Annotated in this window: 25 protein-coding genes and 2 tRNA genes; 22 read left to right on the top strand and 5 right to left on the bottom strand. The window is 32.7% G+C overall.

All coding sequences use genetic code 11. The annotated features are described in order from the left end of the window. Positions 1–83 precede the first annotated feature (83 nt). On the top strand, positions 84–491 hold the full coding sequence (locus G6CMJM_RS01720; RefSeq protein ID WP_129718761.1) for a DUF5663 domain-containing protein: 408 nt from the start codon (positions 84–86) through the stop codon (positions 489–491). 27 nt (positions 492–518) lie between these two features. Here the strand turns inward: G6CMJM_RS01720 and fmt are convergent, their stop codons facing one another. After that, entirely contained in the window at positions 519–1,415 is an 897-nt protein-coding gene (gene fmt / locus G6CMJM_RS01715; protein WP_129718760.1) for a methionyl-tRNA formyltransferase, read from the bottom strand. A 57-nt stretch (positions 1,416–1,472) separates the two neighbouring features. On the opposite strand from fmt, the gene G6CMJM_RS01710 reads away from it, so the two are divergent. After that, positions 1,473–2,546, top strand: coding sequence for an acyltransferase (locus G6CMJM_RS01710; RefSeq protein WP_129718759.1), 1,074 nt, complete (start codon positions 1,473–1,475; stop codon positions 2,544–2,546). A 35-nt stretch (positions 2,547–2,581) separates the two neighbouring features. Here G6CMJM_RS01710 and def read toward each other — a convergent pair whose 3' ends face one another. Continuing rightward, positions 2,582–3,160, bottom strand: a complete 579-nt coding sequence (def, locus tag G6CMJM_RS01705; protein ID WP_129718758.1) for a peptide deformylase — start codon at positions 3,158–3,160, stop codon at positions 2,582–2,584. A gap of 18 nt (positions 3,161–3,178) precedes the next feature. Beyond that, a complete protein-coding gene (priA, locus tag G6CMJM_RS01700; RefSeq protein ID WP_129718757.1) occupies positions 3,179–5,116 on the bottom strand; it encodes a replication restart helicase PriA in 1,938 nt (645 codons plus the stop codon). Between the two features lie 24 nt (positions 5,117–5,140). Here priA and G6CMJM_RS01695 point away from each other — a divergent pair, with 24 nt between their 5' ends. The 16 genes from G6CMJM_RS01695 (at position 5,141) to G6CMJM_RS01620 (ending at position 20,127) form a co-directional block, all read left to right on the top strand. Beyond that, positions 5,141–5,797, top strand: a complete 657-nt coding sequence (locus tag G6CMJM_RS01695; protein ID WP_165302666.1) for a phosphoribosyltransferase family protein — start codon at positions 5,141–5,143, stop codon at positions 5,795–5,797. A 52-nt stretch (positions 5,798–5,849) separates the two neighbouring features. Further along, positions 5,850–6,170, top strand: a complete 321-nt coding sequence (locus G6CMJM_RS01690; RefSeq protein ID WP_129718755.1) for an ArsR family transcriptional regulator — start codon at positions 5,850–5,852, stop codon at positions 6,168–6,170. Between the two features lie 3 nt (positions 6,171–6,173). Further along, positions 6,174–7,814 (top strand): single-stranded-DNA-specific exonuclease RecJ, encoded by a 1,641-nt coding sequence (recJ, locus tag G6CMJM_RS01685; protein WP_206660764.1) that lies wholly within the window; start codon positions 6,174–6,176, stop codon positions 7,812–7,814. Positions 7,815–7,821: 7 nt separating this feature from the next. Beyond that, on the top strand, positions 7,822–8,829 hold the full coding sequence (locus G6CMJM_RS01680; protein WP_129718754.1) for an LTA glycolipid anchor biosynthesis glycosyltransferase, IagA/BgsA family: 1,008 nt from the start codon (positions 7,822–7,824) through the stop codon (positions 8,827–8,829). 38 nt (positions 8,830–8,867) lie between these two features. Continuing rightward, positions 8,868–9,086 carry a 30S ribosomal protein S21 gene (locus G6CMJM_RS01675; RefSeq protein ID WP_129718753.1) on the top strand — a complete coding sequence of 73 codons (219 nt, stop codon included), beginning with the start codon at positions 8,868–8,870 and terminating at the stop codon, positions 9,084–9,086. A 55-nt stretch (positions 9,087–9,141) separates the two neighbouring features. Further along, entirely contained in the window at positions 9,142–9,582 is a 441-nt protein-coding gene (locus G6CMJM_RS01670) for a GatB/YqeY domain-containing protein (RefSeq protein ID WP_129718752.1), read from the top strand. Between the two features lie 134 nt (positions 9,583–9,716). Next, complete coding sequence (locus G6CMJM_RS01665) at positions 9,717–10,307, top strand: type II secretion system protein (protein WP_165302664.1); 591 nt, start codon at positions 9,717–9,719, stop codon at positions 10,305–10,307. 59 nt (positions 10,308–10,366) lie between these two features. Then, the gene (locus G6CMJM_RS01660) at positions 10,367–10,912 is read left to right on the top strand and encodes an adenylate kinase family protein (RefSeq protein WP_129718750.1); all 546 of its coding nucleotides are present in this window, start codon (positions 10,367–10,369) and stop codon (positions 10,910–10,912) included. Further along, positions 10,900–11,670 (top strand): type I methionyl aminopeptidase, encoded by a 771-nt coding sequence (gene map / locus G6CMJM_RS01655; protein WP_129718749.1) that lies wholly within the window; start codon positions 10,900–10,902, stop codon positions 11,668–11,670. The genes G6CMJM_RS01660 and map overlap by 13 nt, the downstream gene beginning before the upstream one ends. Before the next feature lie 8 nt (positions 11,671–11,678). Then, positions 11,679–12,539 carry a cation diffusion facilitator family transporter gene (locus G6CMJM_RS01650; RefSeq protein WP_129718748.1) on the top strand — a complete coding sequence of 287 codons (861 nt, stop codon included), beginning with the start codon at positions 11,679–11,681 and terminating at the stop codon, positions 12,537–12,539. 52 nt (positions 12,540–12,591) lie between these two features. Then, positions 12,592–12,668 (top strand) — tRNA-Thr (locus G6CMJM_RS01645). Positions 12,669–12,684: 16 nt separating this feature from the next. Next, positions 12,685–12,770 (top strand) — tRNA-Tyr (locus tag G6CMJM_RS01640). 299 nt (positions 12,771–13,069) lie between these two features. Next, positions 13,070–15,979: an isoleucine--tRNA ligase gene (ileS, locus tag G6CMJM_RS01635; RefSeq protein WP_129718747.1), complete on the top strand. Its 2,910-nt coding sequence runs from the start codon at positions 13,070–13,072 to the stop codon at positions 15,977–15,979. Between the two features lie 80 nt (positions 15,980–16,059). After that, on the top strand, positions 16,060–16,497 hold the full coding sequence (locus G6CMJM_RS01630; RefSeq protein WP_129718746.1) for a hypothetical protein: 438 nt from the start codon (positions 16,060–16,062) through the stop codon (positions 16,495–16,497). 106 nt (positions 16,498–16,603) lie between these two features. Then, on the top strand, positions 16,604–18,676 hold the full coding sequence (locus G6CMJM_RS01625) for a hypothetical protein (protein WP_129718745.1): 2,073 nt from the start codon (positions 16,604–16,606) through the stop codon (positions 18,674–18,676). 14 nt (positions 18,677–18,690) lie between these two features. Continuing rightward, positions 18,691–20,127: a DUF11 domain-containing protein gene (locus tag G6CMJM_RS01620; protein ID WP_129718744.1), complete on the top strand. Its 1,437-nt coding sequence runs from the start codon at positions 18,691–18,693 to the stop codon at positions 20,125–20,127. A gap of 133 nt (positions 20,128–20,260) precedes the next feature. Here the strand turns inward: G6CMJM_RS01620 and rplU are convergent, their stop codons facing one another. Further along, positions 20,261–20,569, bottom strand: a complete 309-nt coding sequence (rplU, locus tag G6CMJM_RS01615; protein WP_129718743.1) for a 50S ribosomal protein L21 — start codon at positions 20,567–20,569, stop codon at positions 20,261–20,263. A gap of 194 nt (positions 20,570–20,763) precedes the next feature. Between rplU and G6CMJM_RS01610 the strand changes: the two genes are divergently transcribed. Continuing rightward, entirely contained in the window at positions 20,764–21,534 is a 771-nt protein-coding gene (locus G6CMJM_RS01610; RefSeq protein WP_129718742.1) for a ParA family protein, read from the top strand. 3 nt (positions 21,535–21,537) lie between these two features. Next, positions 21,538–22,419 carry a ParB/RepB/Spo0J family partition protein gene (locus G6CMJM_RS01605; protein ID WP_129718741.1) on the top strand — a complete coding sequence of 294 codons (882 nt, stop codon included), beginning with the start codon at positions 21,538–21,540 and terminating at the stop codon, positions 22,417–22,419. Between the two features lie 65 nt (positions 22,420–22,484). Here the strand turns inward: G6CMJM_RS01605 and lepB are convergent, their stop codons facing one another. Next, on the bottom strand, positions 22,485–23,102 hold the full coding sequence (lepB, locus tag G6CMJM_RS01600) for a signal peptidase I (RefSeq protein ID WP_129718740.1): 618 nt from the start codon (positions 23,100–23,102) through the stop codon (positions 22,485–22,487). Positions 23,103–23,182: 80 nt separating this feature from the next. Between lepB and G6CMJM_RS01595 the strand changes: the two genes are divergently transcribed. Continuing rightward, on the top strand, positions 23,183–23,992 hold the full coding sequence (locus G6CMJM_RS01595; RefSeq protein ID WP_129718739.1) for a hypothetical protein: 810 nt from the start codon (positions 23,183–23,185) through the stop codon (positions 23,990–23,992). A 51-nt stretch (positions 23,993–24,043) separates the two neighbouring features. Further along, positions 24,044–25,165 carry a S1C family serine protease gene (locus G6CMJM_RS01590; protein WP_129718738.1) on the top strand — a complete coding sequence of 374 codons (1,122 nt, stop codon included), beginning with the start codon at positions 24,044–24,046 and terminating at the stop codon, positions 25,163–25,165. The last annotated feature ends 45 nt before the right edge of the window (positions 25,166–25,210 follow it).

Here is a 25,210-nt window from a genome sequence, read left to right as displayed (position 1 = left end):
AGTTAAAAAGAGGTCTTATAGACCTCTTTTTAAAATTTGATAATTAAATATGGTTATGCTAAAATATGTTAAAAGGGGAAAAGATGTTTGAATTAGACGAAAAATTTTTTGAAGAACTTGGTGTTAATAATATGCCAGCAGATGAAGCCCAAGCTTTTAAAGATCATGTTAGGGAAGAAATAGAAGTTAGAGTGGGTGAAAGAATTTCTGACGGCGTACCACCAGAAAAACTAAATGAGTTTGAAAAAATAATAGATGCTACAGACGATAATGAAGCGTATAACTGGTTACTAGCTAACTCTATCGATTATCATAATGACGAGTTATATACAGCTATTCAATCAGAGGGCGGTAGTGAGCAAGAAATATTATCTGAATACGCTGCCTTAAAATGGATACAACTAAATCGGCCAGATTTTTCGCAAATTATTGCAACAGTTTCTGATGAGTTAAAAAAAGAACTAAAAGAGAACATAGATAAAATCATATAATTTCTAAGCCAAAATAAAATGCACTACTTAGTGCATTTTATTTATATAACCATTTTTATATGCTTTACCATCCATTATTTTGCCGTTAGGAGCTATAAGCTGTTCTAATACCAAGTAGTTGTTATCTTTAAATTTTACGGATAATTCTTTACTGTTTGGGTTAGTGGTTATACTGGCTTTTTTTATAATTATAGTGTTGTCGCAGATAGTTATTTTGCTTTTAGGATATATTTCTAATGCTCTAATTTTTCTTTCAGCCTGGTAAGAAGTTATATTATTAGGGTTGATGATAGAATCTTCTTTCGTTAATAAGTTGCAATAGGAAGCTCTATCATCACATTGATTAATAGGTTCTAATTCTCCTTTTATAATTTTAGGTAGTGCTTTAGCCAGCATTTCACTACCTATCTTTCCACACGAATCATATAAATAAGTAGATGTTTCTGTACCTGATAATGTAATTTTCTCCTGTAAATATACTGGTCCAGCATCCATTTCTTTAGATAAAAGCATTATAGACACACCCGTTACAGTGTCTCCATTTAATATAGTTGACTCTATAGGGCTTGGTCCACGATATAGGGGCAATAATGATGGGTGTACGTTAATTATTCCAGGGTTAAATAAGTCAATAATAGATTGAGGAATTATTTTACCATAAGAAACTAGCACTCCAGTAGGTTTATTAAATTTAGCTACAAAAGGAATAATTTCTTTAAGTCTATTAGGCTGTAAAACTTCAATATTATTAGCTATACCTATTTCCTTTACTTTTGGCATAGAAATTTTTTGGCCTCGACCTTTTTTTGAGTCTGGTTTTGTTACTATACCTACAATATTAAATTTATCGTCAATTAGCCTCTGCAGAGATACTGCAGAAAAATCTTCAGTTCCAAAAAATATGATAGGGTTGTCTATATTCATAATACTATTTTAGCAGAGTTGCAATCATTATAATAATAAATATGCTATAATGCTTATATGATATTTATGAGGAAGGAAGAGAATAGACTTAATAGAGAGTCTAATATAGAATTGTTACGAATTGTGGCAATGCTTATGGTTATTGTATGCCATTGTATAGGTTGGAATCCTTATTTTTCTAGTATGACTCAAGATGGTAGTGTTAGGTCTATATTTTTAGAATCATTGTCTGGTTTAGGTAAGGTTGGGGTGCATATTTTCTTTTTAATTTCAGGGTATTTTACTATTTTAAAGCCAGTTAAAGCTAAATCTTTAGCGAAAATATGGATTAAGGGATATTTATATAAGGTACTTATAGCTTTATTTGCTTTTACGCTTTTAGCTGTTGGCTATACCAGTATTAGAGATAATATTTTTAGTGAAGGTGTTACGATGCACTTTTTGGAAGTATTTAATCCAACAACTACTGAATGGTGGTTTTTATCAACCTATATAATCATTATGGTAGCTTCACCATTTATAGCGAACGTTGTTAAAAAAGTTAAACGAGCTAAAATGAAAAGATTTCTAATTATTTTTGGCTTTTTATTTTATTTAGCATCCTTTTTATTCAGATTAGAAGATCCTATCTTGAATTTTGATGGTTTTGGTACATATATTACTTATCTTATAACTTTTATGGTAGGTGCATATATTGGCTTATATAAAATAAAATTAAGCCATCAAACTACTTATATTTGGGCAATATTCTCTTATTTAATTACTTTAGCATGGTCAATAGCTGTTGTAAAATTTGGTTTTGGTACAGGGTATAGGTATGATACTTGGAATAACCATTTTACTCATTTCATAATGGCATTAAGTATTTTCTTTATGTTCTTAAATCTTAAAATTAATATGAAAATTATAAATGTTTTAGCAAGCTACTCATTAGGCGTTTATCTTCTTCATAATTCTGCTTTATCAAATAGGTATTTATGGAAGGTATTTGACATACATATTTTTTATAACAGTTATTTAATATATTTTGCACCTTTCATATTTGCAGTAGTAGTCTATTTATTATGCACAATGCTAGACTATGTTTTATCTAAAATAATAGTTAATAGAGTTGCTAATTTATTAACTTAGCAACTCTATTAATATAAGAAGGGTTAGGCTATTTTTTAGTCTTCCCACAAATCAGGATTATCTTTTATGCATTTTTTATAATCTAAAGGAATTAATTCTCCATTGTCATCTAGTTTATAGAAAGAGTCTTCTTTTTCTCTTATATGATCTATGAAAAGTATTCCATTAGTGTGGTCTATTTCATGTTGTAATACTCTTGCTAAGAAGTCATTAGCCTTAATTCTAACTTCATTTCCATGAATATCTAAAGCTTTAACCCTAACTTTTGAGTAACGAGGTACTTTTCCGTAGATACCTTTAATAGATAAGCAGCCTTCCCAATCTTCAACTATATCCCCTTCAAATTTAGTTATTTCTGGGTTAATTAGTGCAGTAAATTCTTTATTATTCTTGTCATCTAAATCACTACGCACAATAATAATTTTATATAATTTATCTATTTGTGGTGCTGCTAAAGCTGCTGAAATTTCATGTGGGTGATTCTTCTCCCAGTCTAAGCTAGCTTCAGTCATTTGTTCTATTATATTAATTATTTCAGGAGTTATCACATGCACTCTTTCGGCTTTTTTGCGTAGGTGCGTATTAGGTAATGTTATAATATCATCTTGTTTCATTAAGTACATTATAACACACTATAGAAGTGTAGGGGGGTCTATATCTATAGACCAATGAGGCTTTTCGGAATAATTAGCAGCAATATCTAATAATATTGACCTTTTTTTAGCTCTTACTACAATTTGCCACCTATAGCCAGCATTAGTTTTTTCATGGAAAGCAGGGGTTGGACCTAGTATTTGAATTTTATCACCAAACTGTTTTTTGATATTATTGGCTTCCTTTCTAGCATTCTGAATAGTTGTTTTTTCTGTTTTGTATGTACAGTTAAGCTTTAACAAAAATGAGAAAGGAGGAAAGAAAGTTTTTTGCCTTATATTTAGCTCATAATTATAGAAATTATGATAATCTTGATTTAGCCCGTATAGAATAATTGGATTTTTAGGTTGGTATGTTTGCAATATCACATTGGTGTTACTAGAATGCCGACCAACTCTTCCCGTAACTTGAGAGATTAGCTGAAAAGTTCGTTCACTAGATGTAAAATCTGGTAATGATAAGCCTGCCTCAGCCTGAATAATTCCTACAGTTTTTAACTTAGGGATATCAAGGCCTTTTGCTATTATTTGAGTGCCAATTATTATATCAAAATTACCACCAATTATTTCATTATATAGCTTATCTACCGTTTTATCTTTGTCTATATCTGCATCAAACCTAATTATTGACGCTTCAGGGAAAAGCTTTTTTAATTCTTGCTCAATATTTTTAGTACCAACCCCTTTATATATTATGTCAGCCTTTCCACAGTCAGGGCATGAGGTAGGGACATTATGTTTATGGCCACAAGTATGACAAAGTAAAGTAAACATATCATGATGTAAGGTTAAAGGAAAAAAACAATTAGGACAATTAGCTTGCCACCCACAATTTTGGCATAGGGTAATGGGAGCAGTCCCTCTACGGTTATGATATATTAAAGTTTGCTGGCCATTTTTAATATTATCTTTTATGTTATGTATAAGTTTAGCCGATAAAAAGGGGTGAGACTTTTCTTTGCTTAAATCTATAATCTCTAAAATAGGTTTTGTTGCGTTGTCATTGGCAAGCTCTGTTAATTCTATTATATTTTTATTAGATTTTTTAGCTAAAAAATAATCTTCAACTAATGGAGTTGCAGAACCAAGAATGACCTTAAATTTTAATTTAGAAGCCAAAAAAGATGCTAAACGTAGGGCTGAATATTTAGGGGTTTGCTCTTGCTTAAAACTAGGTTCGTGCGCTTCATCAATTATAATAAGCCCTAATTCTTTTACTGGTGAAAAAATAGCAGACCTAGCCCCTATAATGATTTGTGATGAATTATCATTAATTATATTGTTCCATATATTGAATCTTTCGGTTTCTTTTAACCCTGAATGAACAACTTTTATATTATTAAATTCACGTTTAAAGTTTATTAATAATTGAGATGTTAATGCTATTTCTGGAGTTAGCACTATTACTGATTTACCGGAAGCTACCACTTTTTTAGCTTGATTTATATAAACCTCGGTTTTGCCGCTACCAGTAATTCCATGAAGAATAATTGAGCCTGAATTTATGGCATCTATTTTTTTTATTGCATCTTTTTGACTATTTGTGTACACAAAATTTGTTCGACTATTTTTGGATGTGTAAGATTCAGTTACTAATTTATTTCTTCTATTTTTAAAAATTCCTTTAGGCAATATAGCACTAATAACCTTACCTAGGGGTGTTTGATAATACTCAGATATCCATCTAGAAGCTTCTAGTAAATGTTTGGGCAATGGTGTAGGGTAGCAACGGATTATTTCTTTTGTGTCAAACGTAGGCTTCTCTACATTTCTCCAAACTATACCTATAATATTTTTTTTGCCAATAGGTATTTCTACAATTTGACCACTCTGTAATTTTTTATTTGAATGGTAAGTCAAAAAATGACTATTCTTAATAACAGTCTTATTTGGTGCTACCTCATAGTAGAATTTCATTATTCTTTATTTTATAATAAAAATATGTATTTTGAAAATAGAAGGGTGGCAGGTGATATATTAGCAGATCAACTGTTTGATGAATATAGGTGGGAGGATTGTGCTATTATAGCCTTGAATAGTGGGGGTGTTCTTGTTGCTGAACCTATAGCAGAAAAATTACACTCAGTTTTAACTATGCTACTTAGTGAAGAAATAACTATACCTAGCGAAGATCTTGTGTTAGGGGAAATATCTCAAAATGGCAATTTTGTAAAAAATAGAAATCTAAGCGATGGGCAATTCGATGAATACTCTAGGGAATTATTTAATGTATTTGAACAACTTAAAAGAGAGAAAATACAAAAAATAAATAGATTAATAGGTGATGGTGGTACGATATCTTTAGATTTACTAAGGGGGAGAAATATAATTGTTGTAAGTGATGGTTTTATTGATAGCTCAACAATTGATGTAGTTTTAGACTTTATTAAGCCCATAGAATATCGGCGTATTATAGCTGCTTCTCCAGTAGCTAGCATAAAAGCTGTTGATAGGTTGCATGTTTCGGCCGACGAAATACACATATTAGATGTAAAAAATAATTATTTAGATACTAATCATTATTACAATGATAATAATGTACCACCTTTAAAAGATGTTATTAATAAAATAAGCAATATAGTATTAAACTGGAAGTAATTAAAAGTAGCTTGCCTAAAAGTTTTTTACTGTGCTAAAATATAAATATATTATGGTGGATTTGGGAATTTTTATAACTTCTAGGGTTAAACGAAAGGTGGTTGTTTTCTTTACTACCTATCCTGCAATAAAAATGCATTCAAGAGGGTTAGCTAAGCTTATTAAGGAAGACCCAGGAAATCTACAAAGAGAACTTAGTAGGCTTGAAAAAGAAGGTTTTCTTAAAAAAGAAAAGAAAAAAAATACTTTTGTATTTTATGCAAATACTGATTTTATATTATTTAAAGAACTACAATCAATAGTTATGAAAGTGCGTGCTCAACAAACAGCATCACGTAATGTTAATTTATTGTCGCACTCTTCGGATAAATAAGAAGTGTCTACTAAAGGTATTATAAAAAAAATACTAGATAAGCGTGGAATATCTAGTGAGGAATATGATAATTTCATATTCCCTGATTATGATAACCAGCAAGATCCATTTTTATTGCCAGATATGAATCTTGCTGTAGATAGGCTCATCCAAGCTTATAAAAAACAAGAAAAAATTACTATTTATGGTGATTATGATGTTGATGGTGTCTCAGCTACGGCATTATTATTAGATGCTTTTAATAGGTTTGGCTATAACAATGTTGATTATTTTTTGCCAGATAGATTTATTGACGGCTATGGAATGAGCAAACGAGCTATAGAAGAAATATCCAAAAGAGGTACTAGCTTAATCATTACTGTTGACTGTGGTAGTTTGAATCATTCAGAGATACTTTTAGCTAAAAGCAAGGGCATTGATGTTATAGTGACTGACCATCACAATATTGCAGATATTCAGCCAGAGGCTGTAGCAGTAGTTAACCCTAGAAGATCAGAAAATAAATATGCTAATGGTGAAAAATTTGCAGGCGTAGGTGTAGCTTTTAAATTGGTTCAAGCCCTGTCTACAAAACTTGAAGGTATTCCTAACGGCCAAGAAAAATGGCTATTAGATCTAGTTACTTTAGGTACTATTTGTGATGTAATGGAACTTAAAGGGGAAAATAGGCAGAATGTTTTTTGGGGGCTGAAAGTTTTAGAAAAAACTAGAAGGGCAGGGCTTAAAGCTCTACTAGTTTCTAATAATATTAAAAATGTATCAGAAACTGCCATTGGTTTCATAGTAGGTCCTCGCATTAATGCTGGAGGTAGATTATATTCAGCTTCAATTGCTTTAGACTTAGTTAATGAGAAGAATCCGTTCTTAGCACTAGAAAAAGCAAATAATCTTAATAAAGTAAATACTGAAAGAAAAACTAAACAGGATAAATCTTTTCAAGTAGCTGATGCTATAGCTCAAAAATACCCTACAGATAATGTTATTGTAATTGCAGATGAAAGTTTTCATGAAGGAATTGTCGGTATTGTAGCCTCAAAAATATTGGAAAAGTATAAAAAACCAGTTTTTATTCTTGCTACCCATAAAGATATTGCTAAGGGTTCAGCAAGAAGTTTTGGAGATTTTTCGGTAGGTGAAGCTATAAAAATGGCTAATAGCCATATTATTAAAGGTGGGGGGCATGATGCAGCCGCTGGCGTAACACTTAAAAAAGAAAAAATTAACGATTTTCGTATAGCTGTTAATAGTTACTATAAATCCCTAAATCTTCAAAACCAAGAAGAATATCTAATACCGAAGGAAGATGTAATTTTGAATGATTTATCAGAATTAAATGTTGATCTTTATAATGAGATAAATAAATTAAGGCCTTTCGGAAAAGGTAATGAAGAGCCAATTTTAAGAATTAATAATTTACTTGTTATAGATAAGCAATATATGGGGAAGAATAAAAACCATATAAAAGTAACATTATCTGATGGAAGAAAAGAGTTTAAGGTACTTAAATTCAACTATGGCAATGAGGATGATCTTGCTATTAATGATAAGGTGGATATTTTATTTAATCTTGGGATAAATGAGTGGCAAGGACATCAAACAGTTGAGGGTATGCTAGTATATGCCAAGAAAAGCACTGTGTTATAATTAGGTTATGAAAATTTGCTTATTTCAAGATGATGAAAAAATTTTTAGAAAATCAGGCATAGGTAGAGCTCTAAAGCATCAAAGAGAGGCTTTAAGGCTTGCCAAGGTAGATTTTACGTTAGATTATAAAGATGAATATGATATTATTCATTTAAATACTATTAATCCAAAATCTTTTATGTTGGCTAAATTAGCTAAAAAAAATCACAAAAAAGTTGTTTTTCATGCTCATTCTACTGAAGAAGATTTTCGTAATTCTTTTGCTTTATCTAATCAGATAGCTCCGTTATTTCGTAAATGGCTTATAAAATGTTATTCTACAGCAGATGTTTTATTAACGCCAACACCTTATTCTAAGACGCTAATTGATAAAATGGGTTTTAAAGTTCCAATTATACCCATATCTAATGGTATTAATCTTGATGATTTTCGTTTAAATAATGAGAAGAAGAAAAAATTTCAACGGCATTTTAAGTTGAGCAAACAGCAAAAAACTATTATATCTGTAGGGCATTATTTTGAGCGTAAAGGTATTATTGATTTTATTGAAATAGCAAGATCTTTTCCAGATATTAAATTTATATGGTTTGGCCATACCTCATCAACTTTACTTACTGAAAACGTCAAAAAGGCTATTCGTAACAAACCAGATAATGTGATTTTGCCTGGGTATATTGATGGCGATATTATTCAGGGGGCTTTTCAAAGTGCAGATATGTTTTTCTTTCCATCTTATGAAGAAACAGAAGGTATTGTGGTGCTAGAAGCTTTAGCCTCAAAAACTCAAGTTTTAGTTAGAGATATTGAAGTTTATAGCCCGTGGCTAAAGAATAAGATCAATTGTTTTATGGGGCGAGATAATAATGAGTTTAAAAAGACGATAGAAGATTATTTAGATGGTAAAATTGATAGTACTGTTGAATCAGGGTATAAGGTAGCCGAAGAACGTAGTATTGAAAAAATCGGAAATCAATTAAAAAATATCTACCAGCAGATATTAAAAAATGAACTTTAGTTGATTTTATTCATATTATCTGTTAAAATGTGATAGATATGAGTATTCAAGTAACAAGAAAAGACCAAAAGGAAGCTAACGAAAATATTATTCGTCGCTTTAACCGTAAGGTTTTGCAAAGTGGAGTTTTGAGTGAAGCTAAAGCTTCTATGCGTTTTTCTAAACCAATCAGTAAGACTGAACGACGCAAAAAAGCAATCGTTCGAAATGAGCGTAAAGCTGAAAAAACACTAAAAATGCGATTAGGTATTCGCTAAAATTACATAAAAACTGCCCAATTTGCTTGGGTAGTTTTTGTAAAAAGGGAGTTTTATGAGTTTAAAAGAAAAAATTAATGCAGATTTAAAAGTTTCAATGCTTGCTAGAGATAGCTTTTCAACTAATGTTCTAAGAGGTTTAAAAGCGGCTATTTTAAGTGAAGAAGTAGCAAAAAACAAGCGTGAAGAAGGTCTAGATGATAGTGAAATAGAGTCTGTTATTGCTCGTGAAGTAAAAAAACGTAATGAGGCAGCTAAATTATTAGATGAAGAAAGAGCTAATAACGAGCTAAAAGAAGCTGAAATATTGAGCAAATATTTACCGGAAATGATGAACGAGGAAGAAGTTCTTAAGATTGTACAGAATGAAATTTCTAAGCTAGATGAAAAATCTCCAAAACAGATGGGTCAAGTTATCGGTAGCATAAAAGCAAAATATGGTAACAGTATTGATGGTTCTATGCTAGCTAAAATGGTTAAAGAAGAACTCGTTTAAAATATTTGTATTTAGCGTCGCTCTGAAGCGTGCTGGATTATGATTTTTTGTAAAAATATGTACTAAAAATAATCACTATTGAGTGGTTATTTTTAACATTGATTTTTGTGGGGGGGGGGTGCTATAATAGAGGCGTGAAAAAGCATAATCTTTATCGGGGTTTTACAATTATTGAAGTTGTTTTAGTGCTTGCAGTTGCTGGATTGATATTTTTAATGATATTTCTTGCGTTGCCAGCTTTGCAACGTAGTCAGCGGAATACTGCTCGAAAGCAAGATTTTTCTACAATTGCTTCAGCAATACAAACATATAAGGCAAATAATAAAGGTGAATTTCCAACTTTTGAAAAGGTTGGTGAGCGAAGTGGGAATATTTCCCCAATTGGAAAAGGTGTTTTAGCACAATATTTAAAAGAAACAAATATTATTGATGGGTATATGATAATTCATAAAGGCTCTTTCCATTGGCATGATTATGTTGGTGATGGTGGTCCTAATGGAAGGCATTCTTTTTCTCCCATGACTAATTACCATAATGGCTCTGAAAATAGTTATGAAAATATAGCTTTTATAATGATTGGAGCCAAGTGTACTGATAAAAATAATGAGAGGTGGGGTGGTTTGATTCCAGAAGAAAAAGAAGGAAACGTTGCTATTTTTGGCTATCTTGAAGGTCTTGGTGAAGGAAAATATTCAAGAGGGGCTAATTATTGCCAAGATTTCTAACTTTTAAATTTTTATACTATAATATAAAAGTATATAATTTAAAAAACAAAAGGAAATTAATGATTGTATTTTTTGGTCCAGCAGGTGCTGGCAAAAGTGTTCAAGGAAATTTATTAGCCGCACGCAATAATTGGCGTTGGCTTGGCGCAGGGCAATTACTACGTGACAGCAAAGACCCAGAATTATTAGCAACAATGTCTACAGGTAAGCTTGTCGATCCTAATATAGTAAATAGAGTGATGGGGGAAGCCTTAGTTCGTGCTAATGATAAAGTTAGCCAAGTTATATTAGATGGTTACCCAAGGCAGCTAGCTCAAGCTCAGTGGCTTATAGAAAATAAAGATTTATATAATCGTAATGTGGACCTAGTTATAGTACTAGAAGTGCCACGTAGTGAACTAATGCGACGCCTTGAAATACGTGGCCGTCTTGATGATACTCCAGATGTTATTGATGAAAGGCTAAGGATTTATCGCCAAGAAATGTACCCAGTTTTAAATTATTTTAACGAGAATGGCGTAAAGATAGCACATATTGACGGTACTGGTACCGTTGGGCAAGTACACGACCGTATTATGGAGGAGATTGAATCATGCCAGATTTAATTACAGGAAATAAAACTGAAGCACAAATTAATGCTATGCGTAAGGGGGGTAAAATTTTAGCTCGTATTTTACGTGAGCTATGTGAAGCAGCTAAAATTGGTAGCACTGGTATCGAGATAGATGAGTATGCTCGTAAAAAGTTAAAAGAATATGGAGTTAAAACAGCTTATGATGCCCCTGAAGTAAATTTCCCAGGAGTTGTTTGTATATCTGTTAACGACTGTGTTGTGCACGGGGCTCCAAATTCTATACCTTTTGAGGCTGGCGATGTAGTAGCTTTTGATATGGTTATAATATGTGATGGAATGATGGTTGATTCTGCTGTAACAACAGTTGTAGGTGAGGAACCTAAAGGTGCAGTAAAACATTTATTGAACGATACAAAAAAAGCTTTAAGCGAGGGTATATCTACAGTTAAGGCTGGCGTACGTGTTGGCGACATAGGTGAAGCTGTAGAAAGATCTTTGAAAAAATCTAAATTAGGCAATGTTAGAGATTTAGTTGGCCATGGTATTGGTAAAAAAATGCATATGCCACCAGAAGTTCCTAATTTTGGTAAAAAAGGTAAAGGTCCTGTACTTCAAGCTGGAGATACTATTTGTATTGAACCTATGACTAGCCTAGGAAAGGGTGATGTTATTTTTGATGGGACTAGCAACGGTTGGGATGTGTTAATGAGGGATGGATCATTATCTGCTCATTTTGAACACACTGTATTAGTTACGGAAGACGGAGCTGAAATTCTAACAATTGAATAAAAAATACTATGCATAACCACACCCATAATCATGAATCTAAAAATCTTAAAATAGCAGCTGGTATAAATCTTTTATTTTCTGCTATTGAATTTATAGCTGGTGCATTTTTTAATTCTGCAACGATTATGGCAGATGCAGTTCATGATTTAGGTGATGCATTAGTGTTAACGATATCTTTGATATTTAATAAGATAGCAGGAAAGCAAGCTAATTCTAAATACTCATACGGATATCGTAGAATAGCCGTAATTGGTGCTATAATTAATTCAGTTGTAATCTTAATGGGTTCGTATTCCATTATTAAATGGGTTTTTCGTGAGTTTTTTGTTCAACACACTCACCCACATGTTCATGTAGCTGGCTTGTTTTGGGTTTCTGTAATTGGGGTTGTCGTAAATCTTATAGCTATGTATAAGTTGCGTGGCTCTAAAAATATTTTAAATAAAACCGTATTAATACATATTTTAGAAGATCTATTAGGCTGGATTTTTAGCTTATGTACATCTATCATGATTTATCTAACAGATATGCACATTCTGGATAGGGTAGCTTCTATAGCAATTCTAGTGTTAGTAGGTGGCAATGCTATTCTTAATTTGTATAAAATTATTAAAATTTTAATGCAAAGCACCCCTAATATGAAAGATCTAGATAAAATAAAAAAAGATATATTAAAGCTAGATAATGTAGTAGAAATAAATAAAATACATTTTTGGACTCTTGATGGTGAAAGCCATGTTTTTACTGCAAATATAATAATTAAAAAATTCAAGAATATAGAAAATACCAGGAGCGAAGTATCTGAAATATTGAATAAATATCATATAGTTGATGAAACTATTGAATTTTCTGCTAATAAAAATATTTAAACCTCTTGCATTTTAACTAGCTGTCGTGTATACTAAAATAGTATTTGGTTATGCCACCTTAGCTCAGCTGGTTAGAGCAGCTGTTTTGTAAACAGCAGGCCTTCGGTTCGAATCCGAAAGGTGGCTCCAAATGCATTTTTTATATGCTGGGATAGTGAAGCGGTCAAACACAACAGACTGTAAATCTGTCGGCAGATGCCTTCGAAAGTTCGAATCTTTCTCCCAGCACCATAAATAGAATAGGTTTTATACCTATTTTATTTTTTATTTAATAAAGTTAATTATTGCCTTTTATAAAATGCTTTGTTATAATACTACAAAGCATTTTATTTTAGGATAAATAAGTGGCTATCACCCACGAAGCTCTTGGAAGAACAGCTTTACGCCTAGTAGAACCAAGCGGATATGCACTGTTATAGCATTAATTAAGGGCTAAAAGAATCACTTCTTTTGGAATCGAGATGGTAACGCCAGCGAAAGCCGGTTCTCGAATTCAATAGAGGTGATTTTTAATTTAGAAAGGAGTAAAAATGAAATTTCAATCAAATTCAAGAAGAAGAGCTAAGGAATATGAAGCTGATGTTCTAAAAAAATGGAAAGCAGAAAAAACTTTTGAACAATCAGTATTAAACCGTAGTAAAGATGACGCTTTTGTATTCTATGATGGTCCTCCATTTATAACAGGAGTTCCTCATCATGGCACTCTTTTAAGCTCTATAGTTAAGGACGCCGTTCCTCGCTACCAAACAATGAAAGGTAAAAGGGTAGAGCGACGTTGGGGCTGGGATTGTCATGGTCTTCCTGCAGAGAACTTTGTTGAGAAAAAGTTAGGAATTTCAACTAGACATGAAGTTGGCGATAAGATTTCTTTAGCAGATTATATAACATGTGCTCGTGAAAGTATGGTCGCTACAGCAGGTCTATGGGAAGATACAATTGATAGAATTGGACGCTGGGTAGAATTTTCCAATGCTTACAAAACCATGGATAAAGAATTTATGGAAAGTGTTTGGTGGGCCTTTAAAACTCTTTATGAAAAAGGCAAGATCTATGAGGGTGAAAGAGTGCTTATGTATGATACTGCTTGGGCTACACCTCTTTCCAAAAGTGAAATTACTATGGATAACGATGCTTATAAAACTGTAACAGACCCTAGCGTATTTGTTAAATTTTGGCTTAATGATTTTATGGATAGTGAAGGCTCTAATGAGCCGACAGCTATGCTAGCATGGACAACTACACCTTGGACTCTACCAGGAAACATGGGTCTATTTATTAACCCAGAGTTTACATATGCTAAAGTAAAAATTGATGGTGAAAACTTTATTATTGCTAAAGACTTAGTTGAAAAAGTATTGGTAGATGAAAAACATAAACCTTTAGAATACCAATTAATAAACCTAATTGATGGAGCTGACCTAATTGGATTAAGCTATAAACCAGTAGTTGAGGAGTATGCCTATAATGGGGAAGGATCAGAAAATGCTTATAAGGTATGGGGCGCTGACTACGTATCCTTAGATGGTGGTACGGGAATTGTCCATTCTGCTCCTGCTTACGGTGAAGAAGACTTTAATTTTGGTAAAGAATATGGGATTCCTGTATATCATACACTAGATGAATTTGGAAAATATATTGATGGGCGTTGGCAAGGCGAGGATGTTTGGCAAATTAACAAACAAATAGCTAAAACATTAAAAGAAGAGGGTAAAGTTTGGAAGATAGATTACATACGCCATGAATATCCACATAATCCTCGTACAGGACATCGCTTAATGTATCGTGCTCATCCAAGCTGGTTCTTTGATATTCAAGGTCAAAAAGACTTAATGCTAGAGCAAAATGAAAGCATTAATTGGTTTCCATCACATCTAAAACATGGCCGTTTCGCAAAAAATATTCAAGCTGCCCCAGACTGGAATTTATCTCGTGATCGTTTTTGGGCTACTGCAATGCCTGTTTGGAAATCGGAGAGTGGTAAAATTAAGGTAGTTGGTTCTTATGCTGAACTTAAAGAGCTTTCTGGAGTGGAGTTAGAAGATTATCATAGGCCTTGGGTTGATGATATTACTTTTGAAATTGATGGCGAAAAGTATACTAGAATAGATAAAGTTCTTGACTGTTGGTTTGAGAGTGGATCTATGCCATTCGCTCAGTTCCATTATCCATTTGAGAATAAAGAAAAATTTGAGAAAAATTTCCCAGGTGACTTTATTGTAGAATATATTGGTCAAGTTAGGGCATGGTTCTATTATGTTCATGCTGTAAATACTGCCTTATTTGGCAAAAAAGCTTTCAAAAATGTTATTACTACTGGTGTCGTTGCAGGTAATGACGGCCGCAAGATGAGTAAATCATTAGGTAATTACACCGACCCTAATGAATTAATGGACCAATATTCTGCAGATAGTTTAAGGTTCTTATTATTATCTAGCCCACTGCTTAATGGTGAAGACTTTGCACTTCACGATAAGGATGTGAGTGATATTGCCCGAAAATTATCAATGATATGGAATATGTACGATTTCTTTACGATGTATGCTTCTGTAGACAATTGGCAATTTAAAGGTGAGCTGGAAGATCCAAGTGACAATTTAGAAAATCCTTTAGATAAATGGATAATAAGCCGAGTTCATCAGTTAAGAAATGATATTACAACTAATATGGATAAGTACGATATTCCACGAGCATTAGAAGGAATAGTACCATTCTTAGATGATGCATCTAACTGGTTTGTTCGTCGTTCTCGCCGTCGTTTCTGGAAGAGCGATAGCTCTGTAGACAAAATGCAGGCATATCAAACCCTTCATTATGTTTTAAGCTACCTTGCTTTACTTCTAGCACCTTTTACACCGTTCTTATCAGAAGAATTATGGGGCAAGATGGTAGGCGATAAGTCAGTTCATTTACATGATTGGCCTAATTCAGGTGAAATTAACCAAGAAATAATTGAAGATATGGCAAAACTGCGTAGCTATGTAAATGAGGCTTTAGCAGTAAGGGCTAAAAATAGTGTAAAAATTCGTCAACCTTTACAATCTATATCCGTACCAAGCAATAATATAAGCGAAGAGGTAAAGCAATGGATGGAACCAGTACTTCTCGAAGAACTAAATGTTAAAGAAGTTAAGTGGAGTGCTGGTCCAGTAGAGTTGGATTTAAACATAACATCAGAGCTTAAATCAGAAGGATTAATGCGTGAGGTTATACGCAATATTCAAAATTCTCGTAAAAAAGCAGGATTAAATGTAGATGATAGAATTAACCTTTACTTGCATTCATCTAATAATGAACTAAAAGAGGTGTATAATAAATTTGTACAAGAAATATCTAAAGAAGTACTAGCTACTAACTTTGAAGATAACCTTCAAGATTTAGAACATAATTTTGAGGTTAAAATTGAAAGTATGGATCTTAAAATATCCTTGCAAAAGCAATAGCCTTATCCTTGACATTTTAAATAACTTATGCTATTATATTGGCATAAGTTATTTTATTAAAAACAAAAAACAAAAAGAATATGGAAACAAATAAAAAAATTGAACAATATAATGATAGTTATGAGCAATTTGCTACTATTGATTTAGAGTATTTAAATCATGAAAAAGAATTCACTCCCGAGCAAGAGCAAAACATTATAGAAGAGCATGAACGTACTAAAAGCGAAAATCTTGAAGCTTTGCAAGATGTTTATCGTAAACAGGAAGATAGAGAAAACGGTAATGTTTTTGAGATGTCTAGGGTTGAAGAAATAAGCTACAGAGATAATAAAAATTATTTTGATCAGTATGAAGCAGTAATAGAAAATTATGGTGGTAGAGAAGGGTATAGCTTACGTCCAAATATGCATCTATCTCAAGATACTCTTCAATCACAAATATCTGAATTTAAAGCTGAAAAACGACAAACTAACAGAGGAAAAACTTTTGTAAAAGCCTTGCAATTTTGGACATATTAAAATGTAAAAAATACTACAAAGTCAACCAGTTAATGGTTGACTTTTTTATATACTTATGGTAAAATACAGGAGTAAAATAATATAAAATAAAAATAAAAGGACAAAAATGCCAAAGAATTTTAATAATTTTAATTCTGGCAATTATTCCACTGCAGATGCTGAAGCTGAAAACCAAAGGCTTCAAGAGAAGTACCAACAAGAGTTGGAAAGACTTCAGCAAGAGCGAGAGGATATTCGTAGATACAATGAATATCAGGATAATGTAGCCGAGAGCAACCTTAACAATCGTGGTTATGGCAAATACGCAAAACTTGCCGAGCAGATAAATAAGCTCAAAGCAGAGCTCCCAAATACTAAAAACCAAGATGAGTATAATAAATTGGTTGAAACCATTAATGGCCGAGAGCGTTTCTTAGCAAAAGCAATGCACTCAGAATTTAATGAAAAGGGGATTGCTAAGGAAGCTTTTGATGTAATGGCATCATCTACGCTAGATACAAATGATCATACTTTGCAGTTTAGAATAGGTGAAACAACTGAATATAAAACAACTGAATATGATGGTTCAAGTAATTTTATTGATGCATTTCAGAATGAAGTTGATAATGCAAAAATAAAGCAAGAAGCCGAACAAGTTAAAGAGGAAGTTGAAGTTACAACTGGACCTGAGCCAGAAAAAGAGGTAGCTACTGAGGAGGCTAATGGCGATCTTCTACCTATGGTTATCGAAAATCAAAATAATCTACCAGTTAAAATAGAAGCTAAAGAAGTTCTAAAGCAAAATGAAAGTTTTTGGCGTAAAGTAGGTAAAAAAGCAGGTAGGCTTTGGGAAAAGCACAAAAAAACTATTGCTAAAGCAGGTATGATTATAGGGGCCGCAGCTGCTATGGTTGTTGGTACAGATAAGATGGCAAATAATCATAGTCATGCCGAGGCGGATGGCGAGCCTCGACAGGAAACTGTTACTAAAGCTGAATCTAGCCACGGCTTTACGGAAGTTGAAAAAAGAATTGATACTAAGCATAATGGCAAGTATGATAAAGAAAATGACGACTTCTATAAATTTGACCAAAAAGAGAGTAGGGGTTCAGTAGGTACTGATCTTACAGAACTAAAAGGTCAAGCATATATCGACCGTTTTATGGCTGAAGATAACGTGGCAGGAACTATGCAGGTGCTAGAAATGAATCCAGATATGGCACAAAAAGTATTTGGTATGTCTGCAGAAGAAGCCACTGACCGTATAGAAAAAGGCGACCAAGGGCTATTCAATAAACTACAAGATTTTAAGAAAAATCTTTGGGGTAAAGCTCAAGTTAGTGAACAGAAAAATATCGATAAAAGCTTTAACTCTATATATAGGGTACAAGAAGAAGATGGTAGTTGGTCATTTAGAAAGAGCCTTAACCTAAATATAGGTGGAACATACCGTACAATTAACTATGATATGGTTATAAATGGAGAACACTTAGTTGGTAACTTCGATATGCGTGACCAGTGTTCACAATATATGGTTGAGGATGGAGACATGATACTTAGGGTAGTAACTCCACATCAGTATGATACTTATGTTACTCCAACCCCTCCATCTGAAACACCTAAGGAGAATCCTAAGGAAAATCCAAAAGAAACACCTAAGGAGAACCCTAAGGAAACACCTAAGGAGAATCCTAAGGAAAATCCAAAAGAAACACCTAAGGAAAATCCTAAGGAAACGCCAAAAACTGAATATCATAAAGATTGGACTTTAGATAAAAATCAATATGATAACATAGATCAAATGGGTAAAGGTGAGCTTACCAAAAACACTACTGAAGAAGAAAAGAAAAATAATGTGGACCCAACTATTAAATCAGGTGAAGCAAGTAGTGAAGTAAAGGCAGAGGGCAATGATAAATCTATAGACGTATCTAACCTAGAAAAACAACCACAGGAAGATGCTGGAGAAGTTACTGAAGCTGGTAAGGCGCAAGAAGCTAAAAACCAAGCTAATGCTGAAGCTGAAAAGAAAGTAACAGCTGAGTATGAAGCTTCCTCGCAAGACCAAAACGTTAATATAGGTGGTGGAAAATCCATTAGTATAGACGAGATACGTCGAGCACAGCAAGAAGCTAATAATCAAAGTAACAGCACCACTTTAAGTGATGGAACAATAATAGATTTTCCTCAAAGTAAATAAGGGTTATAAAAACAATGTTAAAACAAATTAAAAACAAAAATAGTATTCGGATAGGTGTTGCGCTTAGCGCAACCCTAGCTGTACTAGCTCTTCCGTTAGTAAATACTTTTGCTTACGGTCCAGAAAGGGCTACATTCACAGGTGAAAAGCCAGCTGATTACGTAACATTTAACTCTATCACTAATAACCCTCATATGGGTGATGAGCGAAACTTTGTACGTATTCGTGAGGCAGGTAATGGTAACTATGTTGATAGTATTAATATAGTTCCAGGTAAAGAATATGAAGTTTGGACGCATTACCATAACAATGCTGCTTCAACTTTAAACGATAGAGAACATAATTTTAGAGGCATTGCACTAGATACTAAACTAAGGGCTAACTTACCGCATGTAGTGAAAAAAGGTCAGACCTTAAGAGTTCTTAGTGAAATATCTGCAAGCAACTCGAAACCATTAAAAGTTTGGGATGAAGCTGCAATTTCTTCACCGTCTAGAGATGTAGCACTTCGATATATCCAAGGTTCAGCTCATATTATTAGTAACGGTAAAATCAATGGTATGGGCTTGCCAGCTGATAAATTATTTGGCGAAGGTGCTAACCTTGGTTACGACGCATTAAATGGCGCAGTTCCTGGTTGTACAGAATTCTCTGGAACAGTTATTTATAAATTTAAAGCAGATTATGCCGATTTTGAAATGAGTAAAACCGTTTCATTGCATGGTAAAAATCAATGGGTAAAAAACCAAACAGCGCAAGCTGGCGAAAAAATAGACTTTAAAATTACTTATAAAAATATTGGCACTATGACGCAAAATAATGTTAATATTAAAGATTTATTACCAAAAGGTATGACTCTTGTAAAGGGTACTACTAGAATATCACACCCATCACAACCTAGTGAAAAAACATTGAGCGATAATGTAGTTGGAGCTGGTATTAATATAGGAAACTATAGTATTGATGGTTCTGCAACACTTATATTTACTGCTCAAATTGATCCAGTTGATAAATTAGTTTGTGGAAATAATACACTAACTAATACTGCTCAGGTAAAAACTGAGAATGGTGGTAAATCGGACACTGCGACAGTTACTGTAAGGCGTGATTGTACGCCAGGTCAAGCTAAAGACCAATGTAAGATTGCAGGAAAAGGTGACCTAAAAGCTAATGATCCTAAATGTTCTGAACAATGTAAAATTAAAGGTTTTGAACATCTAAAAGCTGATGATAAAAATTGTGCTGAAATACCTTCAGAACTTCCAAAAACTGGTCCTGCTGAAGCAGCTATGATGTTTATATCAATTACTGTAATAACAGGCGCTATAGCTTACTGGTTTAGAAGCCATGAGGAAATGAAGAAAATTACAGCTGATGTTGGTCTAGAAGTAGAAGACCACCCAGTCGTAAAAAAGGTTAAAGCTATAAAAGCTAAAATCCAAAAGAAATAATGAAATTTCCGCAGTAAAAATACTTCGCCTCTCGCAGGGCGAAGTATTTTATTTAACTAAAAAAATAAATTAGCCTTAAGGCTAATTTATTGAGTTTGAGTAAATTGTTTTATTATAGGTTTTATAAACCGTATTATTTAATTGAAGTAATTTCAATTTTAGTATATTTTTGACGATGTCCGTTTTCTTTATGTACACGCTTTTTAGCTTTGTAACGAATAACACGGATTTTTTCGCCCTTTACAAGTTCGTCAACAACTTTAGCAGAAACCTTCACGCCATTAACTGTAGGAGTTCCAACTTCCACTTTGTCGCCATCAATAAGCATCAAAGCGTCGAGTTTGAGCTCTTTAGTACCTTGCGGGAGGAGGTCCACCAGAAGGGTCTCTTTTTCGCTAACGATAAATTGCTTACCGCCAACTTTTACGACTGCTTTTTTCATAAAATCCTCTTATTAAGTTAATATCTTTGTTATTCTACCATAAAAATAGTTAAAAGGCAATATAGCAGGTGTAAAAGAGGGATATTTTTAATGTATAAAAAATTATTACAATGGTTAAGTTGTACTAACAATATTTTATTTTACCTAAATAATTACCATTAGTAAACTAAAGCATTATATGATATAATCAAAATATGAAAGTTATTTCTATAACTAACCAAAAGGGAGGGGTTGGTAAAACTACCAGTGCTATTAACATATCTTTTTACTTAGCTAAAATGGGCTATAAAGTATTAATAGTAGACTTTGACCCTCAAGGTAATGCTACTAGTGGGTTAGGGGTAGATAAAAATAGCTTAGGGTCAACAATGTCAGATGTAATTTCAGGATCAGTTGCACTGAAAGATGTTATTTTAGAGACGGAATTTCATAAGTTGAAATTAGCTCCATCAACACCAATATTAGCCAACACAGAAATAGAACTAGCTAATGTGGGAGGGCGTTTTTCTAGGTTACGAGAAGCTCTAAAAACTGTTAGCGATGAATTTGATTATGTTATATTAGATTGCCCACCATCACTTAGCTTATTAACAGTAAATAGTTTTATTGCTAGTGACTTTTTAATTTTACCCGTACAAGCTGAATTTTATGCTATGGAAGGGTTAGGGCAATTACTAGAAAGTATGAAGCTAGTTAAAAAAGGCATGAACCCTAATATTGAATTATTAGGAGTTTTACCTACCATGGTAGACTCTAGAACAACTTTAAGTGGTCAAGTATATGAAGAAATTAAAAGATTTTTCCCAGGAAAAGTATTTTCAACTCCAGTACCAAGGAATATTCGTTTAGCAGAAGCACCTAGTCACGGAGTGCCAATAGGCGTTTATGACCGTTTTAGTAAGGGTGCTAGAGCTTATAAATCTATAACTAAAGAAATAGTTAAGCGAATTGAGGAGAATAATTAATAAATGGTTAAAAAAGGTTTAGGAAGAGGTTTTTCGTCACTTATACCAACAGATATGCTTTTAGATGAGCAGTTTGACCCTACTTTAGGTATAGATAATCAAATATCTAAATTAAAAGAACTTAATATAGAAGATATTATTGCTGACCCAGAACAGCCTCGACGACATTTTGATGATAAAGCGTTAAACGACTTAGCTAATTCAATTAAAATACACGGCGTATTACAACCAATTGTTGTTGTAAAAAATGGAAATAAATACATTATCGTTGCTGGTGAGCGTAGGTATAGGGCTTCTAAATTAGCTAAATTAGATAAAATACCAGCAATTATTCGAGATTTATCTGATCAAAACAGACTAGAATTAAGTTTAATAGAAAATTTACAACGAGCAGATTTAAATATTTTAGAAACTGCAACAGCTTATTTAAAATTACGCCAGCAGTTTAATATGACGGCTGAACAGATAGGTGAGCGTGTTGGAGGTAAAAGCTCAAGCTCTGTGTTGAATACTCTTAGGCTATTGAAGTTACCTGATGAAGTTAAAAAATATATTTACACAGGTGAGCTAAAAGAGGGGCAGGCTAGGCCATTGCTTCAAGTAGATGAGAAAACGGTTCTTGAAATTTTGCCAAAAATCATTAAAGAAAAATGGAGTTCAAGAAAAGTAGAACAATTTTTAGTTCAATATAAAAAGAGCTTAGAGAGTAATGAAAAGCCTAAAAAAGATAAAATTATAATGCCTTTTGAACAGACTTCTAAAAGATTGACAGCTAAGTTAAAAGCAGATGTCAACATTAAAACTTCTGCTCGTGGATCTGGACAGATTGTAATTAAATTTAAGAACGAAGAAGAACTAAAAAGAATAGAAGATATTTTAAGCTAATAATTAAATAAAATTACTTAATTTAGCCCCTTATAATAAGGGGCTAAATTATTTAGAATACTTTATTATTTTTGTTGATAGTTGAAAGTTCTAATTTTATCAAATGGGAATAATCTGAAAGATACAGGCCCTATTATTTTATAGAGAGGAACAGTACCTAGACCACTTCGCGAATCATAAGAATTAGATCCTTCTCGGTTGTCTCCACTAACAAAAATATCTCCCTCTGGAACTACCCATTCTCCATCATGGCTAGTGAAAGCCTTTGGTTCGCTGTTGAATATTTCTTTATCAGGGTTAAAACCGTCTGGATGCTTATTGTTATAAACAGTCATAACTCCATCTTTAACTTTAACTTTTTCACCAGCAAAAGCAATAACTCGTTTAATTAAGTATTGTTCACGCATACCTGTTACGTATTGTGGATTTTCAAAAACGATAATATCTCCTCGCTCAGGCTTGTAAGGTTTATTAGAAATACTTGCCCATGTTGAGTGTAGCCTATTTATAATTACCTTATCGCCATTATGAAGTGTGTTTGCCATACTAGAGCCAACCACGGTAAAACTTTGAAATAAAAAAGAATTTATAAGAATTGTGCCAATTGTTACAGCAAAGATAAAAGCAAATATTCCTAGTATGTCAGATAATCTTTGATGCCTTTGCCAAAAGCTACTTTTCATTTTTATATTTTAACATAATCAACATGTAATAACAATTAAGCTTACAGTTAAAAATAAAATTATGTTATAATAGCCATATCATGGATTTTATTAGGATATCTAAAAAGCATTCTTTTTGGGGAAGTTTTTTTCATTTATTATTTAATATTATATTAGCCGTAATAGTTTGGCTATCTATAGTTATTACTAAATCGCCATTAATTGCTATTATATTAATTATAGCCAGTAAATGGCGTACTTTTGCGGTAAGACCACGATTTTGGGCTGTTAACGTAAAGTCAAACCTAGTAGACTTAATTTTTTCTTTAAGTATTGCAATACTTATGTATGCTATAGCTTATTCTAACGCTTATGTTAATGTAACTAATAATAGCATTCTGCAAATATGTTTTGTTATTCTATATATATTGTGGTTAACTTTTATTAAGCCACGTAGCGATGAACTTTTTATGAAAATTCAGGCTTTGCTATCTGTGTTTTTCGGATTCACTACGCTGTTTACCGTTGGTTATAATTGGGATGAATTAATAACAGTTATCGCTAGCTTTATAATTGGTTATGCTTCACTTAGGCATATATTATCAATCAATAGTAGTAAAGACATCGAGATATTAAGCCTATTTTGGGGGTTGATAATAGCTGAAATATCGTGGTTTTCTAATTTCTTAGTTATAGCTTATCCTATTCAAATTTCTAATATTTTTAATTTTGCAATTCCACAGGTATCAATTATAGTTTCAGCTTTAAGTTTTACGGCTTTTGAGTTCTTTTTACCTAAAAAAGATGATAAAGAAAAGAAGTTTAGCGATATTTTACCCGCAGTAATTTTTAGTACTATTCTTATTCTTATGCTACTAATATTCTTTTCTTCTATTCCTAAAATAGCTTAAGCTTTATACTCTAAATATGGTAAAATAGAATAAGTTAAATAGGGAGGAAGAATGAATAAAAAGAAAGGTTTAATAATTGCTGTAAGCATTATATTATCGCTATCGTTAGTAACTATAGGTACTATAGTAATAATTGAAGTTTTAAAGCCAAAAAAACAAGTTGCCGAGTTTGATAAGGTTGAAGATGGAAATGGGTCATCTTTTAAAAAAGAAACCGGTGGGGAGAATACTATTGAATCAATTGCTAAAAAAACTTCAAATAGTGTAGTTTCCATTGTTGCAACTAATAAGAAAAAAGGATTCTTATCAAATACCTCTAGTGCTGGTACAGGTGTTATTGTGACTAAAAATGGTTATATTATTACTAATAAACATGTTATTAAAGATATGGATAAAATATCTGTAGTTTTAAATGATGGTACTAGTTATGATACTGTGAAGGTTGTAGCTAAAGATCCATTGAACGATATTGCTTATTTGAAAATTGAAAATGTTGATAATCTATCTGCTGCAGAACTTGGCGATAGCAAAACGATACATTCAGGTCAAGAAGTTATTGCTATTGGTAATGCCTTAGGACAATATCATAATACTATTACACGAGGAATTATTTCTGGTACAAACCGTAGTGTTGATGCTTCTGATGGTCATGGTTCAACAGAATCTTTGAACGATATGATTCAAACTGATGCAGCTATTAATTCAGGCAACTCTGGAGGGCCACTACTTAATGCTAAAGGGCAAGTTATTGGAATTAATACAGCAATAGCTAGCGATGCTCATGGTGTAGGGTTCGCAATACCTATTGGCGCAACAAAAGGTATGCTTAAATCATTGATTGAAAAAGGTGTAGCACAAAGAGCAACTTTAGGTGTTAATTATGTGCAAATTACTCCTGCAATAGCAAAAGAACGAGATTTACCAGTTAAAAAAGGTGCATATTTATATTCACCAGATAATGAAGAAGTAGTAAAGCCAAATTCTGCAGCTTCTAAAGCTGGATTGCTTAAGGGTGATATTATTACTAAAGTTTCTGGCATTGAAGTAGGAGAAATGGGAAGTATCTCTAGCTTAATATCGGAATTTAGACCAGGTGATGAAGTTAAACTTAATATTATACGTAACGGAAAAGATATAGAAGTTAAAGCTATACTTGATGGAGTAAGCCGTTAAATAATTGTAGTAAAGAAATAAAAAATAACGCTTCAATTTATAGAA

Source organism: Candidatus Nanogingivalis gingivitcus (assembly GCF_004151455.1).
Lineage (GTDB): Bacteria > Patescibacteriota > Saccharimonadia > Saccharimonadales > Saccharimonadaceae > Nanogingivalis > Nanogingivalis gingivitcus.
The sequence above is the reverse complement of the archived record's forward strand: the minus strand, read 5'-3'. Positions and strand labels throughout refer to the sequence as shown.

What these genes read in the sequence shown, in the direction of transcription:
- G6CMJM_RS01720 (WP_129718761.1), top strand. Translation starts at nt 84, where the DNA reads ATGTTTGAATTAGACGAAAAATTTTTTGAAGAACTTGGTGTTAATAAT.
- fmt (WP_129718760.1), bottom strand. Translation starts at nt 1,415, where the DNA reads ATGAATATAGACAACCCTATCATATTTTTTGGAACTGAAGATTTTTCT.
- G6CMJM_RS01710 (WP_129718759.1), top strand. Translation starts at nt 1,473, where the DNA reads ATGATATTTATGAGGAAGGAAGAGAATAGACTTAATAGAGAGTCTAAT.
- def (WP_129718758.1), bottom strand. Translation starts at nt 3,160, where the DNA reads ATGAAACAAGATGATATTATAACATTACCTAATACGCACCTACGCAAA.
- priA (WP_129718757.1), bottom strand. Translation starts at nt 5,116, where the DNA reads ATGAAATTCTACTATGAGGTAGCACCAAATAAGACTGTTATTAAGAAT.
- G6CMJM_RS01695 (WP_165302666.1), top strand. Translation starts at nt 5,141, where the DNA reads ATGTATTTTGAAAATAGAAGGGTGGCAGGTGATATATTAGCAGATCAA.
- G6CMJM_RS01690 (WP_129718755.1), top strand. Translation starts at nt 5,850, where the DNA reads ATGGTGGATTTGGGAATTTTTATAACTTCTAGGGTTAAACGAAAGGTG.
- G6CMJM_RS01680 (WP_129718754.1), top strand. Translation starts at nt 7,822, where the DNA reads ATGAAAATTTGCTTATTTCAAGATGATGAAAAAATTTTTAGAAAATCA.
- G6CMJM_RS01675 (WP_129718753.1), top strand. Translation starts at nt 8,868, where the DNA reads ATGAGTATTCAAGTAACAAGAAAAGACCAAAAGGAAGCTAACGAAAAT.
- G6CMJM_RS01670 (WP_129718752.1), top strand. Translation starts at nt 9,142, where the DNA reads ATGAGTTTAAAAGAAAAAATTAATGCAGATTTAAAAGTTTCAATGCTT.
- G6CMJM_RS01660 (WP_129718750.1), top strand. Translation starts at nt 10,367, where the DNA reads ATGATTGTATTTTTTGGTCCAGCAGGTGCTGGCAAAAGTGTTCAAGGA.
- map (WP_129718749.1), top strand. Translation starts at nt 10,900, where the DNA reads ATGCCAGATTTAATTACAGGAAATAAAACTGAAGCACAAATTAATGCT.
- G6CMJM_RS01650 (WP_129718748.1), top strand. Translation starts at nt 11,679, where the DNA reads ATGCATAACCACACCCATAATCATGAATCTAAAAATCTTAAAATAGCA.
- ileS (WP_129718747.1), top strand. Translation starts at nt 13,070, where the DNA reads ATGAAATTTCAATCAAATTCAAGAAGAAGAGCTAAGGAATATGAAGCT.
- G6CMJM_RS01630 (WP_129718746.1), top strand. Translation starts at nt 16,060, where the DNA reads ATGGAAACAAATAAAAAAATTGAACAATATAATGATAGTTATGAGCAA.
- G6CMJM_RS01625 (WP_129718745.1), top strand. Translation starts at nt 16,604, where the DNA reads ATGCCAAAGAATTTTAATAATTTTAATTCTGGCAATTATTCCACTGCA.
- G6CMJM_RS01620 (WP_129718744.1), top strand. Translation starts at nt 18,691, where the DNA reads ATGTTAAAACAAATTAAAAACAAAAATAGTATTCGGATAGGTGTTGCG.
- rplU (WP_129718743.1), bottom strand. Translation starts at nt 20,569, where the DNA reads ATGAAAAAAGCAGTCGTAAAAGTTGGCGGTAAGCAATTTATCGTTAGC.
- G6CMJM_RS01610 (WP_129718742.1), top strand. Translation starts at nt 20,764, where the DNA reads ATGAAAGTTATTTCTATAACTAACCAAAAGGGAGGGGTTGGTAAAACT.
- G6CMJM_RS01605 (WP_129718741.1), top strand. Translation starts at nt 21,538, where the DNA reads ATGGTTAAAAAAGGTTTAGGAAGAGGTTTTTCGTCACTTATACCAACA.
- lepB (WP_129718740.1), bottom strand. Translation starts at nt 23,102, where the DNA reads ATGAAAAGTAGCTTTTGGCAAAGGCATCAAAGATTATCTGACATACTA.
- G6CMJM_RS01595 (WP_129718739.1), top strand. Translation starts at nt 23,183, where the DNA reads ATGGATTTTATTAGGATATCTAAAAAGCATTCTTTTTGGGGAAGTTTT.
- G6CMJM_RS01590 (WP_129718738.1), top strand. Translation starts at nt 24,044, where the DNA reads ATGAATAAAAAGAAAGGTTTAATAATTGCTGTAAGCATTATATTATCG.